At 61.9% G+C, this 15435-nt stretch carries 14 protein-coding genes and 2 pseudogenes; 12 read left to right on the top strand and 4 right to left on the bottom strand.

Going from position 1 to position 15435, the window contains the following annotated elements:
• Positions 1-76: 76 nt before the first annotated feature.
• From HKK54_RS25500 to HKK54_RS25475, 6 genes are all read left to right on the top strand, one after another.
• A complete protein-coding gene (locus tag HKK54_RS25500; protein WP_169388235.1) occupies positions 77-577 on the top strand; it encodes an Lrp/AsnC family transcriptional regulator in 501 nt (166 codons plus the stop codon).
• Positions 578-707: 130 nt separating this feature from the next.
• Positions 708-1562: a MurR/RpiR family transcriptional regulator gene (locus HKK54_RS25495; protein WP_169388234.1), complete on the top strand. Its 855-nt coding sequence runs from the start codon at positions 708-710 to the stop codon at positions 1560-1562.
• A gap of 2 nt (positions 1563-1564) precedes the next feature.
• Positions 1565-2209 (top strand): isochorismatase family cysteine hydrolase, encoded by a 645-nt coding sequence (locus tag HKK54_RS25490; RefSeq protein ID WP_169388233.1) that lies wholly within the window; start codon positions 1565-1567, stop codon positions 2207-2209.
• Positions 2206-3540 carry a glutamine synthetase family protein gene (locus HKK54_RS25485; protein WP_272902970.1) on the top strand — a complete coding sequence of 445 codons (1335 nt, stop codon included), beginning with the start codon at positions 2206-2208 and terminating at the stop codon, positions 3538-3540. The genes HKK54_RS25490 and HKK54_RS25485 overlap by 4 nt, the downstream gene beginning before the upstream one ends.
• Positions 3524-4276, top strand: coding sequence for an N-formylglutamate amidohydrolase (locus HKK54_RS25480; RefSeq protein ID WP_169388232.1), 753 nt, complete (start codon positions 3524-3526; stop codon positions 4274-4276). Before HKK54_RS25485 ends, HKK54_RS25480 begins: the two co-directional genes overlap by 17 nt.
• A 137-nt stretch (positions 4277-4413) precedes the next feature.
• Positions 4414-5757: an APC family permease gene (locus HKK54_RS25475; RefSeq protein WP_169388231.1), complete on the top strand. Its 1344-nt coding sequence runs from the start codon at positions 4414-4416 to the stop codon at positions 5755-5757.
• 3 nt (positions 5758-5760) lie between these two features.
• Here HKK54_RS25475 and HKK54_RS25470 read toward each other — a convergent pair whose 3' ends face one another.
• A complete protein-coding gene (locus HKK54_RS25470) occupies positions 5761-6798 on the bottom strand; it encodes an alpha/beta hydrolase family protein (RefSeq protein WP_169388230.1) in 1038 nt (345 codons plus the stop codon).
• Between the two features lie 75 nt (positions 6799-6873).
• Positions 6874-7434, bottom strand: a pseudogene (locus HKK54_RS25465) (LysR substrate-binding domain-containing protein); the annotation flags it as partial.
• On the opposite strand from HKK54_RS25465, the pseudogene HKK54_RS25460 reads away from it, so the two are divergent.
• Positions 7428-7985: pseudogene (locus tag HKK54_RS25460) on the top strand (DMT family transporter); the annotation flags it as partial. The pseudogenes HKK54_RS25465 and HKK54_RS25460 overlap by 7 nt on opposite strands.
• 46 nt (positions 7986-8031) lie before the next feature.
• The gene (locus tag HKK54_RS25455) at positions 8032-8802 is read left to right on the top strand and encodes a nucleotidyltransferase domain-containing protein (protein WP_169388228.1); all 771 of its coding nucleotides are present in this window, start codon (positions 8032-8034) and stop codon (positions 8800-8802) included.
• Positions 8803-8804: 2 nt separating this feature from the next.
• On the opposite strand, the gene HKK54_RS25450 is transcribed toward HKK54_RS25455, so the two are convergent.
• Positions 8805-9707 (bottom strand): SDR family oxidoreductase, encoded by a 903-nt coding sequence (locus HKK54_RS25450; protein ID WP_237150991.1) that lies wholly within the window; start codon positions 9705-9707, stop codon positions 8805-8807.
• Positions 9708-9825: 118 nt separating this feature from the next.
• Between HKK54_RS25450 and HKK54_RS25445 the strand changes: the two genes are divergently transcribed.
• The gene (locus HKK54_RS25445; protein WP_169388227.1) at positions 9826-10446 is read left to right on the top strand and encodes a LysE family translocator; all 621 of its coding nucleotides are present in this window, start codon (positions 9826-9828) and stop codon (positions 10444-10446) included.
• Positions 10447-10448: 2 nt separating this feature from the next.
• On the opposite strand, the gene HKK54_RS25440 is transcribed toward HKK54_RS25445, so the two are convergent.
• Positions 10449-11153, bottom strand: a complete 705-nt coding sequence (locus tag HKK54_RS25440) for a CerR family C-terminal domain-containing protein (RefSeq protein ID WP_010169697.1) — start codon at positions 11151-11153, stop codon at positions 10449-10451.
• A gap of 99 nt (positions 11154-11252) precedes the next feature.
• Between HKK54_RS25440 and HKK54_RS25435 the strand changes: the two genes are divergently transcribed.
• The 3 genes from HKK54_RS25435 to HKK54_RS25425 are packed head-to-tail and all read left to right on the top strand — an operon-like array spanning position 11253 to position 15353.
• Entirely contained in the window at positions 11253-12365 is a 1113-nt protein-coding gene (locus HKK54_RS25435; protein WP_169388226.1) for an HlyD family secretion protein, read from the top strand.
• Positions 12358-13938 carry a DHA2 family efflux MFS transporter permease subunit gene (locus HKK54_RS25430; protein ID WP_010169699.1) on the top strand — a complete coding sequence of 527 codons (1581 nt, stop codon included), beginning with the start codon at positions 12358-12360 and terminating at the stop codon, positions 13936-13938. Before HKK54_RS25435 ends, HKK54_RS25430 begins: the two co-directional genes overlap by 8 nt.
• Entirely contained in the window at positions 13935-15353 is a 1419-nt protein-coding gene (locus HKK54_RS25425) for an efflux transporter outer membrane subunit (RefSeq protein WP_010169700.1), read from the top strand. Before HKK54_RS25430 ends, HKK54_RS25425 begins: the two co-directional genes overlap by 4 nt.
• Positions 15354-15435: the final 82 nt, after the last annotated feature.

Raw genomic sequence — 15435 nt, 5'->3', positions numbered from 1 at the left:
GGCTGCGGTGGGCTTTCTTTGCTTTTACGTGCGCCGATGCTAGCGTAATCGGGCATTTTTACCCCAAAGAGCTGCCATGAAGAAAAATAAAACCAAACAGGTCGCACTTGACGACACCGACCTCGCCATCCTCGCGTTGCTGCAGGAAGACGCGAGTATTTCCAACGCCGAACTCAGTGAGCGGCTGTCCCTCAGCCTCACCCCATGCTGGCGTCGGCGTAAACGTCTGGAGGAAGAAGGCGTGATCAAGGACTACCAGGCCAACCTGGATCGCAAGATCCTAGGCCTGGAAATCATGGCGTTTGTGCATGTGCGGTTTGCGGTGCATTCCGACCATACGCCGGAGGATTTTGAAGCGGTGATCAAGGAACTGCCCGAGGTGCAGTCCTGCCACAAGATCACCGGCGATGCGGATTATCTGCTGCAGGTACTGGCGGAGGATCTGGATGCTTACAGTGATTTTGTGGAGAGCGTGTTGCGGCGGCAGTTGGGGATTGCGTCGATCCAGTCGAGTTTGGCGTTGCGGGAGGTGAAGGCGACGAGTCGGGTAGCGATTCCGGGGCGGGTGGGGAAGTGATCCCTGGCCACAGGTAAAGCCATACCTCTGTAGTGTTTCCTACAAACAGCCGAAATCTGCCTTTACATGTAGCATTTACTACCAATACACTCATTCTCGCCAAGCCGTAGCAAAAACAACAAGGCGAGATATGACCAACCTACGCGACAAACTCACCGACGCCGCACTCAGCCCTACGCCTTCCGAGCGCAAGGTGATCCGTGCCCTGCTCGATCATTATCCGCGCAGCGGCCTCGGTTCCATGGCGCGCCTGGCGGAACACGCCGGGGTCAGCGACCCGACCATCATGCGGCTGGTGAAGAAGCTCGGTTTCGGGGGCTACGCCGAATTCCAGGACGCGCTGCTCAGCGAAATGGACCACCGCCTGCGCTCGCCGATCACCCTGCTGCAACCCCGGGCGCACTCGTCGCAGGATGACGCCTGGACCACCTACCTGGATGACTGCAATCGCGCCCTTCAGGACACCCAGGCCCTGACCCAACCCGAAGACGTGCGGGTGCTGACCGAATGGGTGCTGGATACCAAACATCAAGTGTTCGGCTTCGGCGGCCGGCTCAGCAGTTTTCTCGCCGGCTATCTGGTGAATCACTTGCGCCTGTTGCGCCCGGGTTGTCATGCCCTCGAAGACAACGCCCAGTTGCCCGACCGAATCCATGACATCCAGCGCCAGGACCTGGTGCTGCTCTTCGACTATCGCCGCTACCAAACCCAGGCCAAGCGCGTGGCCGCCGCCGCCAAGGCCCGGGGCGCGCGGGTGGTGTTGTTCACTGATATCTACGCCTCGCCGCTGCGGGAATTGGCCGACCTGATCATCAGTTCCCCGGTGGAGTCGGTGTCGGCCTTCGACACCATGGTGCCCGCCCTCGCACAGGTGGAGGCCCTGATCGCCACCCTCACCCAACACAGCAATGGCCTGGATGCCCGCCTGGAAGGGATCGACGCCCTTCGCACGGAATTCGCCGCTCACCTTTTGGAGGAAAAATAACCATGTTCACGCTCCCCCATCATTCGCCCCGCGACATTCCCTTCACGCGGGACACTACCGCCTTGCTGCTGGTGGACATGCAACGCGCCTGGCTCGACCCGGCGCTCGACCCGCACTTGCAGGGACCGCAGGCGGCGTACTTCCTGAACCGCGCCCGGGACACGGTAATTCCCAATCAGGTCAAGCTGTTGAATGCGGTGCGTGAAGCCAAACAGAACGTGCTGCACACCATCATCGAAAGCCTGACGGCGGATGGCCGTGATCGTTCTCTGGATCACAAGCTGTCGGACATGCATCTGCCCAAGGGCAGCTATCAGGCCGGCGTGATTGACGAGCTGACGCCGGTGGAGAATGAAATCGTGTTGCCCAAGACGTCGTCCGGGGTCTTCAACTCCACCAACATCGACTACGTGCTGCGCAACCTGGAAACCCGGCACCTGATCATCGCCGGCATCGTCACCGACCAATGCGTGGACATGGCGGTGCGTGACGCGGCGGACCGGGGCTATCTGGTGACGTTGATTGAAGACGCCTGCGCGACCTACACCCCGGAGCGTCATCACGCCTGCCTGGAAGCGATCAAGGGTTATTGCTGGATCACCGACACTCAAACCGTGATCAACCGTTTGCAGGAGTGGCGCCCGTGAGCTTGATCCAGCCAACGCCCATGACCACCATCGTCACCACCGACCTGATTGGCGTGACGCGCGGACGCTCGTTTCCCGCTGACGAGCTTGAGAGTTATCAGCAGGCCGGTGTGGGCTGGGTACCGGCCAACAGCGCACTGACGCCGCAAGACCGGGTGGCCGAGAATAATCCGTGGGGCTCCTGCGGCGATTTGCGCCTGATCCCCGACATGACTACCCGCGTGCAGGTGCCCAACGGCCCGGACGCCACTGCACCCGCGCTGGACTTTATTCACGCCGACATTTGTGAGACCGATGGCCAGCCCTGGGCCGCCTGCCCACGCACGCTGCTGCGTAACGAGATCCAGCGGTATCGCGACGAGCTGGGGCTTGAAGTCACGGCGGCGTTCGAGCACGAGTTCAACCTGGGCTACAAAGACCCGAATAACGCGCACCATGCCTTTTCCCTCTCGGCCCAGCATCACGCCGCGTCATTTGGTGGCTGGCTGTTGAGTGCGTTGAAAGCTGCCGGTGTCGAACCGGAGATGTTTTTGCCCGAATACGGCAAGGCGCAATACGAAGTCACCTGCCGCCCCACTCAAGGCGTGGCCGCTGCGGATCGTGCGGTGAATGTGCGGGAGATCACCCGGGAAATCGCCCGGCAGATGGGCCTGGATATCAGCTTCTCGCCCAAGCTGGAAGCCGACGGTGTGAGCAACGGTGTGCACCTGCATATCAGCCTGCAGGACCCGGCCGGCAATGCGGTGATGTACGACGGGCAAAGCAGCAACGGGCTGTCCGAAACAGGCCGGCAATGGGCCGCAGGCGTGTTGAAATTCCTGCCGGCGTTGTGCGCCTTCAGCGCGCCCACGCCGATTTCCTATCTGCGTCTGAAGCCGCATCACTGGAGTGCGTCCTACGCCAACCTCGGCCAGCGCAATCGCGAAGCGTCACTGCGGATCTGCCCGACGATCACCCTCGGCGGCAAGTCCCCGGCCAAGCAATACAACCTGGAATTCCGTCCGCTGGATGCAACCGCCTCGCCGCACCTGAGCATGGCCACCGTGCTGATCGCCGGCCGGCTCGGCATCCAGCAAAAGCTCACGCTGGACAGTTCCTCCGATGAAGACCCGGAGTCCATGAGCGAAGCACAACGCCAGGCACGCAACATCCGCGCCCTGCCCGGCACCCTCGCCGATGCACTGGCCAGTCTGCGCAATAACCCGCAACTGCTGGAACAACTGCCGCCCTTGATGATGGAGGCCTACTTCGCGCTGAAAGCCGAAGAGCTCAACTCCACCGAGAAACTGACGCCTGCCGAATTGTGTGATCACTATGCCCGCCTCTACTGAAACCGCCGAACACGGCCTGTACAAGAAGCCCGTGTACCGGGTCAGCCGGGAAGATTCCGAACACCCGGTGATTCTGGTGTGCGAACACGCCAGCTCCTATATCCCGGATCAGTTGAATGCCCTGGGGTTGAGCCCCGAGGCGGCAAAGGAACACATCGCCTGGGACATCGGCGCGCTGAAACTGGCGGAGCGGCTGTCAAAAGCCCTCGGTGCAACGTTGATCTCGGCGGCCTATTCGCGGCTTTTGATCGACCTCAACCGCCCGCTGGAAGCCCCGGACAGCATTCCGCCGCGCAGTGAGATCTACGACGTACCGGGCAACCGGGAGCTGCCCGAGAGCGTTCGCCGGTACCGCCAGCAGACCTTGTTCACGCCCTTTCACCAGCGCCTGGATGAACTGATCGACGCCCGCCTGGCCGCGGGCCGCGAAGTGCGCATCGTCGCGGTTCACAGCTTCACCCCGGTTTACCACGGCCAGCCACGCCGCCTGGAAGCCGGTGTGTTGTATGCCCGGGCCGCCACCTACGCCCAAGGCATGCTCGATGGCCTGGCCGCTCACGGCCTGAACGTCGCGGCCAATCAACCTTATGAAATCGATGTGCTGGGCGACATGACGGTGCCGTTCCATGGCGACCGGCGCGGCATCGACGCGGTACTGCTTGAGGTGCGCAACGACTTGCTGCGCACACCCGAAGCACTTGAGTCATGGACCGACTATTTGGCACCCCTGCTGTAACTGCTGCTGTTGGCTGGACCGGTCTTACAACTATAAAAAAAACCGCCTGGGCGTCTTTTAACCTGCCGGGTTCAAGAACATGTTCGGCCGCTTTGGCGGCTGCGCATTCGCCTTACTTCATACGGAAGTACCCCATCATGGCAATTGAAGAGTTTGGCTATAAACAAGAATTGAAGCGCAGCTTGTCCCTCACGGATCTGGTGATCTACGGGATGATCTTCATGATCCCCATCGCGCCCTTCGGTGTGTATGGCTACGTGAACAGCGAGGCGCCCGGCATGGTGCCGCTGGCCTACATCATCGGCATGGTCGCGATGCTGTTCACCGCCTTGAGCTACGGCAGCATGGCGCGGGCGTTTCCGATTGCGGGCTCGGTGTATTCCTATGCCCAGCGCGGGTTGAATCCCGGTGTCGGTTTTATTGCCGGCTGGTTGCTGTTGCTCGACTACTTGCTGATTCCGCCGCTGCTGTACATCTACGCGGCGATTGCGCTGAACCACTTGTACCCCGAGATTCCAAAAACGGTGTTTATCCTGGCGTTCCTGATCAGCGCCACGCTGGTCAACCTGCGCGGCATGACGTTCACCGCACGCATGAACATCGTCTTCCTGCTGGCGCAACTGGTGGTGCTGGGGATTTTCCTGGTGTGTGCCTGGAAGGCCCTGCACGGTGGCGCCGGCAATGGCCACCTGACGCTGGCGCCGCTGTATAACCCCGGTGGATTCAACGTGGGGTTGCTGATGCAGGGCGTTTCAATCGCGGTGCTGTCGTTCCTGGGCTTTGACGCAATCTCAACGCTGGCGGAAGAAACCAAGGGCGATGCCGGGCGCAGTGTGGGCCGGGCGGCGTTGATCAGTTTGCTGGTGATGGGCGCGATCTTTGTGGCGCAAACCTGGCTGGCCACCGACCTTGCAGCGGGCATGGGCTTCACGTCCGCCGACTCGGCGTTTTATGAAATCGCCGCGATCGCCGGAGGCAACTGGCTGGCGTCACTGACGGCGATTGCCACGGCGTTGGCGTGGGGTGTGGCGGTGTCCATCACCTCACAGGCCGCAGTCTCGCGGTTGCTGTTCGGCATGGCCCGGGATGGCAAGCTGCCGGGAATCCTGGCGAAGGTCCATCCGAAGTACAGCACACCCTACCTGAGCATTTACCTGGTGGGCGTGCTGTCGCTGATCATCTGCTACTTCTTCATCGACACCGTGGACACCCTCACCTCGCTGGTGAACTTCGGCGCCCTCAGCGGCTTCATGATCCTGCACATCACCGTGATCAACTACTTCTGGCGGCGCATGAAGTCGCGCAATGTGTGGCGGCACCTGATCACACCAGTGCTGGGGTTTGTCATCACCTTCGCGATCATGTTCAACATGGGCTTGCAGGCACAGAAACTCGGGATTGCCTGGGTAGTCATCGGGCTGGTCTACCTGTGGTTCCTGAGCCGCAAGGGCGCGAACCTGGTGTTGTCCAAGGACATCTGAAGGCTAGTGCAGGGACTGCTGCAGAAACTCACTGATCAACGTGAGGACCTGCTGCTGGATCTGCGGTTTGGGACGGGCGCCCTTGGCATCCAGGCAGATGAAGCCTTCGCCGGGGTCGCTCTGTTCAATCCGCTCCACCGCGCCTGGCTTGCAGATGGGCAGGAAAGTGAAGTGGGTGGCGTCGCTGATTTCCACGTAGCGTGAAGTCTTCTGCGGCAGGCGTTTGGCCAAGTCAGCCGACTCCAGTTTTGCCGGCAACTCCGGCGACGGCGTGCCCGCCGCAATCACCAGCGTGGGCCGATGCAGCGCCGCGAGGCTGTCGTCACTGAAGCCACGGGCGAAGCCCAGGTCCAGGGAAACAATGGCCGCCACGCGCGGGTCGCTCACGTCCTCGGCCAGGCGTTGCTTTGCCTGCTCGGTACGGCCGGCCTCAATCAGTTCATACGCCTTGCACGGCGCAATCTCGGAATGCACCTTGCAGTCCTCGGTAAAGCGCTGCGGATCAAACCGGGCACCGCCGACTTCCAGAGCGGTCCAGCCACCGAGCGAGTGCCCCACTACGGCGATCTTGTGCGGGGCCACCGCGCCAAAGCGTTTGGGCTGGGCGATCACGGCATCAATCACCCGATGGATATCGAGGGGCCGCTTCCAGAGCTCGGAGGCGGCGGGCTGCGTGCGGTCCTTGCTGGTGGTGCCGGGGTGGTTGGGCGAGGCGACGATATAACCCTGCCCGGCCAACGCACTGGCGAGCCACGACTGGTTGATCCAGTTACCGAAGATACCGTGGGAAATCACCACCAGCGGATGCTCGCCGGCGGCAGGCGCGGCGTCTTTCAAGGCCGGCGCACCGACAAAAACCGGATTGTCGGCGATCAGTTGCGGCGTGCCGGCGGCATGGGTCGGGTACCACACCGCCACCTGCAACGGCCTGCCGTGTTCTGCGTCGGGAATTACGATTTCCTGGAATCCGACCTGCACGTTATCGGCCAGGGCCAGGCCGGACACAACCATCAACAACAGCGCAGCACACAGCGTTTTCATCCTTGAGTTCCCTAAGTGGCTAAGCGCCATATTCTGACACAGGCGGCGAGTGCTGCGTCCTACTGTGCGTTGTATTCAGCGAAGCTCCTCTGCCAACCACTCAACCAGCGCGCGAACTTCGGCAGTGTCTCCGGCGCCCTGTTGCCGGAACACCGACAGGGCATCCGGCAAGGCAACACTTTCGGCACAGGGTCGCACCAGGGTTCCGTTGTCAATAAGCCGGCCGGCAGTGCGCTGCCACCCCATCGCAATGCCGTGCCCTTCGACGGCGGCCTGAAGCATCAGAGGGTAACTGTCGAACACGGCACCCTTCGCATTGCCTTCCAATGCATGGCCAACAGCAAGCAGCCAGCTGTCCCATTCCATCAAGTGAGGCGGTGTCGCGCGGTGATGTAAAAGCGTGCACTGGGTCAGTTCATCGACGCTTAGCGCTTGCCCGGCAGCCAGATAGTGCGGACTGCACACCGGGAACACTTCATCTGCGGCGGTGAATACCAACCGGTGCATCCCACTGGCACGCCGGGTGCTCTGCAGCGCGACGTCGAAGTGCCCGTCGAATTCGGTCAGGGGGCGCGTGGTAGTCGCCACCTGGATTTCGATTGCCGGATGCTGTTGGTGGAAAGTCGACACCCCTGGCTTTACTGACGGTAGGACTTTTGCTGTCGAACGTCAGCAGCCTGCATCAACCTACCGCAAGCGGCAGTTCATGGCCGCTGGGCCTTTTGTTTTCCATCGGAGCGGTGGCGTTGTGGCTGTTCTTCAGCGTGGTGAATCAGCGGGTTCTGTCGCAATCACTGACGGCCTGGACCGGACTGATGATGGTCGGCGCCGGAATAGGCACGCTGTGCGTGTTGCCCGTTGTGCAGATGCTCGGCTTGCTCCAGCTGCCAACTCTGGGTTTCAGCTTTTCCCTGGCCGGCAACCTGTATGCCTGGGGCCTGGGCATCGCGTTGATGTCTTCGGTGATTGGGGCATGGGCCTGGAACACCGCCTCCCGGCGCCTGCCCATGGCGCTGTCCGGGCAACTGATTGCCCTGGAATCGCTGTTCGCCACACTGTTGGGATTGTGGTTCAAGGCTCGATTGCCAACGGTGCTGGAGGCCATGGGCTTGGCAACGGTGCTGGTTGGCGTGGTAATGGCTGTGCGAATCATACTGACGGGCAGTCGCCCAAAAAACAGCAGCTGAGCGCTCTGTTACAGTGCACTTACAGACCCAAACCACGGATGGCTTCATGGCACAAACCGTTGCAGGCGGAATCGACGCTGACGGCTTTATCCTCCCCGCGCCCACGGTCCGACTACAGCCGCAGTTCCAGGCATTGCTGGACGATGCTTGCGCTTCACTTGCGCAGTCAGGGCCTTTGCTGGATGGGATTTACCTGTATGGAAGCATCGCCAGGGGTGATGCCAGACCCGGCGTATCGGACCTGGACCTTACGCTTGTACTGCGTGATCCTCCCGCTGCGCAGGAGATGCAAACACTGGAGGCCGTTCGCGTTGCGTTGGAGGCGCGGCATCCGGAAGTCATAAAGATTGATTTCGATATCGGCTGGCGAACTGAAGTGCTGGCACCGGAAAACAGGTTCAGCTGGGGTTATTGGCTCAAGCATCACTGCCGTTGTTTATGGGGCAACGACCTGACAGAACGCTTCGAACCGTTCCGGCCATCGCTTGCGATTGCCAAGGCGGTGAACGCAGACTTCGAAGCGACGCTTACCCGCTACGCCACGTTGATTGATAACGCGACCAGTGATGCCGCGTCGTGCCGCCTGCAACGGGAGGCTTCGCGCAAGCTCGTGCGTGCAACCCACGTGCTCCGCCCGCAACACGAATTGAGGTGGCCGCAAACGCTGGACGAGCATGTAGAGCTATTCGTCCAGCGTTACCCGTCTTTGCAGCCTCAAGCGGATTTTTTCCTGTCCCAGGCTAAAAAACCCGCGTGCGACGAAACGTTTTCGACGCGCCTTCGCGAGTTTCTAGCCTGGATGGTGACTGCGGTCTAGTTTCAGACCGGCGTCCCTGGCTTGATGTCATACGCCTTCTGCACCAGCGCCGAGCGCTTACCCAGGCCCTCGCGGCTCTTGCGGGTCCAGGCCGCATCGAGTTGTTTGCGCTGCTGATCGATGATCTCTTTCGGCTCGACATTGCGGTAATTGTCGATGGCGCCAGTGATCACGGCGATGGTGGTCTCAAATACCGGCTCGGGGTCGTACTGCTCGTGTGGAAACGCGAGCTTGCTGTAGTCGAACAGACGCTTGGAGGCGTCGTCCTGCCAACTTTTCCAGGTCTCGAACATGCGATCATTAAAACCAGTCAGAAAAGGCCCTGGGTTAACGGTTGCCACTTCAATACCAAACTCCTTGAGTTCCTGGCTCATCGCCTCGGCAATCGCTTCCACGGCATGTTTCGACGAGGCGTATGCCCCGGCAAACGGGTCAGCGGTCAGGCCTGCCACCGAGGACATGAAGACGATCTTGCCCTGCTGCTTCAGGACCATCTTCTTGGCGATCAGTTGGGTCAGCATCAAGGGGCCAATTACATTGACCTCATACTGGCGTCGAAGATTTTCGGCAGGAATATCCAGTGTCGAGCCGCCTTCAGAAATGCCGGCATTGTTCAACAGCACCTCCACCTCCCACTCCGCGGCCTTGCGCCGGTCGCCTTCGTCGGTCACGTCGAGTTTTTCTATTCGAAGGCTCACACCCCGGCGTCTGGCTTCTTGTTCCAGCGCATGTATCTGCGCCACGATTTCCACGCCGGCGATCACATCCAGGCCTTTGTCGGCGAGTCTGAGGGCCACTTCAAAGCCAAACCCTGTGCCTGCTCCGGTTACCAGAACTGTCATGTTTTTCCCCTGAGTGATGGATGTGCGACAGGTATAAAAACGGCACGCGTTTCGCCCGCTCATAGGTGTCTGTCCGACAGAGCCGGACATGCGTTCAACCGATTCGCCACATGACGGACGAACGGTGCCGCACCGGGCATGTGCTAATGTGCATCCACGCTCACCTCAACGTGCCCCGCCCATGTCCATCGCCGATAACCTGCTCGCCTTCACCTTCGCCGCGACGCTGTTGACCCTCACACCCGGGCTGGACACGGCCCTGGTGTTGCGCACCGCGACGGTCGAAGGCAAACAACAGGCGTTGCGCGCCACCTTGGGCATCAACGCCGGCTGTTTGCTGTGGGGCGCGGCAGTGGCCTTTGGGCTGGGCGCTCTGATTGCCGTGTCCGAGGTGGCCTTCAACGTCTTGAAGTATTGCGGCGCGGCCTACCTGGCGTGGCTGGGCCTGAACATGCTGGTGCGCCCGCGTCGCTCATTAGCGTCTGTCGAGGCCGACGGAAAACCCGGCGCCAACTGGTTCCTGAAAGGCATGCTGGGCAACGTCCTGAATCCCAAGATCGGGATTTTCTACGTGTCTTTCCTGCCGCAGTTCATCCCCCAAGGCCACTCTATGGTGGGATGGACATTCGGGCTGGTGAGCATCCACGTGGTCATCAGCCTGATCTGGGCGCTGGTGTTGATCGGTGCCACGCAGCCACTGGCCGGCGTGCTGCGGCGCGAAAAAGTGATCCAGTGGATGGACCGCACCACCGGCCTGATCTTTGTGCTGTTTGCGGCCCGTCTGGCGTTCAGCAAGCGCTGAGGTCAGCGTCGGTCCCGGTGCCGGACCAGCCCTTCCAGGGTAAACCGTGCCTGTGTCAGCACCACGTCGCGCACCAGTTCCATTTCCTTCTGGTTCACTTCGGTCCAGTTCAGGGCCGAGAGCAGCTTGGGTTTCTGTACCCGAAAGGCCAGCCCTTGGGTGAACAGCGCCATCGAATGAATCACCGTGCGATCGTCCTCGACGGCAAGGCCCGACAATCGCGCGATCAGCAGCCGGATGACATTGGCAATGCGCGCCTTGAAGCGTTCTTCGAACGCCATGGTCGCGCTTTCAGGGCAGAGTCCCGCCTGGTGACGGTCAAGAAACGCCCGCCACGCCGTGGTTTGCGGGCTGTCCTGGATCGTTGAAACCACCGCACCGAGAATGCCCAATGAGGCTTCGATCAGCGCCTGATCGTTAGCGCCCTCACCGGCCAATGCGCTTTCTGCCGCTTCAACGGTGGGCGCCATTTTTCGCCACAGCAGCGTGATCAAGTGCTCCACGCACGCCAGGTACACGCCTTCCTTGCCATCGAAGTAATACTGGATCGCCGGCGCATTGACCCCGGCCGCGTTCGCGATGTCCCGGGTGGACGCGCCGTCGTAGCCACGCTCGCCAAATACCCCGACGGCCGCCTCGACAATACGTGCGCGGGTTTCTTCACCCCGCTGATAACCCCCTTCGGCGGCTGGTTTGTGTCGTGCCATGTGCAACTCCATTTTTTTAACGTAACCAAAATATACCAGTTGACAAAAATTCGCGAAAAAACGAATTTATTCCAACTGATATAAAACTGGAGTGACTTGATGTCTGCTGCACCTCCCTCTTCTCAGGTCATTCCTGAAACCACCGTCAACGGCCAACGTGGCAAAGCCCGACGGATTCTACTGTCACTCGCCGGCGTGGCGCTGTTGGCCGGGCTGGCGTGGGGCGCCTGGTGGTGGCTCGCCGGGCGCTTTATCGAGACCACCGACGACGCCTATCTGCAAGCCGACAGCATCAGCGTGGCGCCGAAAATCAACGGTTACGTCGCCGACGTGCTGGTGGCCGATAACCAGAACGTCAAGCGCGGCGACGTGCTGGTACGCCTGGACGCTCGCAAATACCAGGCAGTCAGTGACGAAGCCTCGGCGACGATTGCCGCCCGCGAGGCCGACTTTGCCAAGGCCCAGGCCGACCTCGTGCAACAGGACTCGACCATCGCCGAAGCCCGCGCCCAACTGCAAGGCGCCCAGGCCGACGCCCAACACGCGCAAACCGAAGTCGCGCGTTATGCACCGCTGGCGCGTTCCGGGGCCGAACCGGAAGAACGTCTCGCGCAACTCAACAATCAGCTGGCGCAAGCCCGCAGCACCGTGGCCGCCAAGCAGGCGGCGTTGCGCTCCAGCCAGACCCGCTACGGCACCCTGGAAGCCCAGCTCAAGCAGGCCCAGGCGCAACTCGGCGTGGCCAAGGCCAGCGAAGCGCAAAGCCAGCTGGATGTGGACGACGCAGTCATCCGCAGCCCCCTCGACGGCCGCGTGGCCGACCGTGGCGTGCGTGTCGGGCAATACGTGCAGCCAGGCACACGCCTGCTGACCGTGGTGCCGGTGAGCGCGATCTACCTGACCGCCAACTACAAGGAAACCCAGATCGGCGAGATGCGCGCCGGGCAGACCGTCACCGTGCACGTGGACGCGCTGCCGGGCCATGACATACAAGGCCATATCGACAGCCTGTCACCCGGCACCGGTGCGCAATTCGCGCTGCTGCCGCCATCGAACGCCACCGGTAACTTCACCAAGATCGTGCAGCGGGTGCCCGTGCGGATTTCCCTGGACCTGCCGGATGACGACATTCGCCAGGCCCTCGTGCCCGGCTTGTCCGCCACCGTGGAAGTCGACACCCGTACCCACAAGGCAGATGCCGACCATGGCTGAAGCAATCCTGGCCGAGGTGCCCGCGGAAAAACCGCGCAACGCCTCGCTGACGGACTGGATCGCGGTCGCCGCCGGCTCGCTCGGCGCGTTACTCGCGACCCTGGACATCTCGATCACCAACTCGGCGCTTCCGCAAATCCAGGGCCAGATCGGCGCAACCGGCACCGAAGGCACGTGGATCGCCACCGGTTACCTGATGTCGGAAATCGTGATGATTCCCCTCGCCGCCTGGTTGACCCGGGTGTTCGGCCTGCGCCGGTTCCTGATCGGCACCGCATTGATGTTCACGTTTTTCTCGATGTTCTGCGGGTTGTCTTCAAGCCTCGGCGCGATGATCGCCGGGCGCATCGGTCAGGGTTTTGCCGGCGGCGCGATGATCCCGACCGCCCAGACCATCGTGCGTACCCGCCTGCCCGCTCACCAGCTCGCAATCGGCACCACGATGTTCGGCATGACGGTGATTCTCGGCCCGCTGCTGGGCCCGGTGATCGGTGGCTGGCTCACGGAAAACATCAACTGGCGCTGGTGTTTCTTTATCAACCTGCCCGTCAGCATTACCTTGATCACCCTGCTGATCACCGGCTTGCCAAGCGAGCGCATGAACCTTCAACAGTTCATCAAGGCCGACTGGCTCGGCATCCTCGGCCTGGCGATGGGCCTGAGCTCGCTCACCGTGGTGCTGGAAGAAGGCCAGCGTGAACACTGGTTTGATTCGCAATTGATCATCTGGCTGAGCATCACGATGGTCGTCGGTTTCTTCCTGATTGCCGTTGGGCAGGTCCGGTCGAGTACGCCGATCCTGCGCCTGCAACTGGTGCTCAACCGCAGCTTTGGCAGCGTGCTGCTGATTGCTACGGCCGTGGGCGCCGGGTTGTACGGCACGGCCTATCTGGTGCCGCAGTTCCTCGGCATCCTGTCGGGCTATAACGCGCAGCAGTCGGGTTCGATCATGCTGCTGTCGGGCATCCCGGCGTTCCTGCTGATGCCGATCCTGCCGAGAATGCTTGGCCGCCTGGACCTGCGGATGATGGTCGGCGTGGGTCTGTTGATGTATTGGGCCAGCTGTTTTCTCGACACCCAACTCACCGCCCAGAGTGTCGGCCATGATTTCTACTGGTCGCAGATTCTGCGGGGCTTCGGGCAGATCCTGGTGATGATGCCCCTCAGCCAACTGTCCATGCGCTCGGTGGAGGCGCGAGATGCCGGTGACGCGGCCGGGCTCTACAACATGTCACGCAACCTCGGTGGCACCCTGGGGCTGGCGCTGCTGGGCGTACTGATGGATCGGCGCAGCCACTTTCATGACGACAGGCTGCGCGAAGGCATCCAGGCCAACACCCAACTGACCCAGGACCAGATGGCGAGCGACACCGCCAGCTACCTGGCGCAAACCGGCGACCCTTCCACGGCGTCGCTGCAGTCGCTCAGTCACCTGGCCAACGACATCGCCCAGCAAGCGGCGGTGATGGCCTACAACGACGCGTTCTACGTGCTGGGACTCGCCATGCTGGCGTGCCTTCCCCTGATCTTCATCCTGAAAAAGCGCGCGGCGCAGGCAGGCCAACGAACATGATTTATCGCTCTCTTCCCCTGCTCTTCACCGTCGGCCTGCTGGCGGCCTGCACCGTGGGGCCGGACTACCACGGCGCGCCGGATGCCGCGCCAAAAACCCTGGCGGCCGGACGCTTGCCTCACGCCGGCAGCGAGTCGAGTACGCCGGGTGTCGCCCAATGGTGGCAAACCCTGGGCGACCCGCAACTCAACCAACTGGTGGCCCAGGCGCTGCAAAACAGCCCGGACATGGCGACCGCCCAGGCCCGGCTCAAGCAATCACGCGCCAGCCTGAGTGGCGCCAACGCCAACGCCATGCCCAAAATCACCGGCGATGCGGCGATGCTCAAACTGCGCTCACCCGACACCTCGGCGCTGGGTGGCAGCAGTGGCGGCGGACGCGGGCCACTGAGTCTTTACCTCGCCGGCTTTGATGCCAGCTGGGAGGCCGACCTGTTTGGCGGCACCCGTCGTGCGATCGAGGCGGCGCAGGCAGAAAACGACGCGTCACAGGCGCAGTTGGCCGATGCCCAGGTGCAACTGGCCGCCGAGGTGGTACAGACCTATGCCGACCTGCGCGACCAACAGGCGCGACTGGCGCTGGTGGACGCCAGTGTCGACATTGAGCAGCAGGCGCTGGACCTGACCCAGCAGCGGCGCAGCCGTGGCGTGGCCTCGCAGTTGCAGCTGGAACAGGTACTGACCCAGGCGGAAAACACCCGTGCCCAGCGTCTGCCGCTGCAAGCCTCCATTGTCGAAGCCGTGGATCAACTCAATTTGCTGTGCGGCCTGGAGCCGGGCGAGCTGGATGCGAGCCTCAATACGCCCCGCGCCCTGCCCGCTATCCCGAGCCAGGTGCCATTTGCCGACCCGGCAGCCATATTGAAAGCCCGCCCGGATATCCGCGTGGCCGAGCGCCAGCTGGCGTCCAGCAACGCGCAGATCGGCGAGAAGACCGCCGACTGGTTTCCCAAACTCAGCCTGATGGGCGACCTCTCATTCTCGGCGGCCGATCCCGGGCACCTCGCGCGCAAGGACAGCGGCACCTGGCTGTTGTTGCCGCGGCTGACCTGGAACGCACTGGATTTCGGCCGGGTGGCGGCCAGCGTCAAAGGCGCGGAAGCCGGGCGCGACGAGGCCCTGGCCCATTACAAAAGCGTGGTGCTGAGTGCGTTGCGTGACGCGGATGTGGCATTGGCCCGGTATGGCAACCAGCGGCAGAACGTGGTGTTGCTGAGGAATGTGGAATCGTCGGCGGTGCGGGCTGCGGACCTGACGCGCCAGCGTTATAAAGCAGGCACGGCGAGTACGCTGGACTGGCTGGACGCGGAGCGTACGCGGTACCAGGCGCAGGAAAGCCGGATTTCCGGGGACGCGGCGCTGCTCAAGGACTTTGCGTCGTTGCACAAGGCGCTGGGGTTGGGTTGGACTTTATAGCGCGTCAGGACAACGCTAAACCCTGTGGGAGCTGGCTTGCCTGCGATAGCATCAACTGGGTATACCAGATACACCGAGTTGC

Origin of the sequence: Pseudomonas sp. ADAK13 (assembly GCF_012935715.1) — a bacterium.
Lineage (GTDB): Bacteria > Pseudomonadota > Gammaproteobacteria > Pseudomonadales > Pseudomonadaceae > Aquipseudomonas.
Note: the sequence above shows the minus strand (reverse complement) of the source record. Positions and strands in the feature narration are given on the sequence as shown.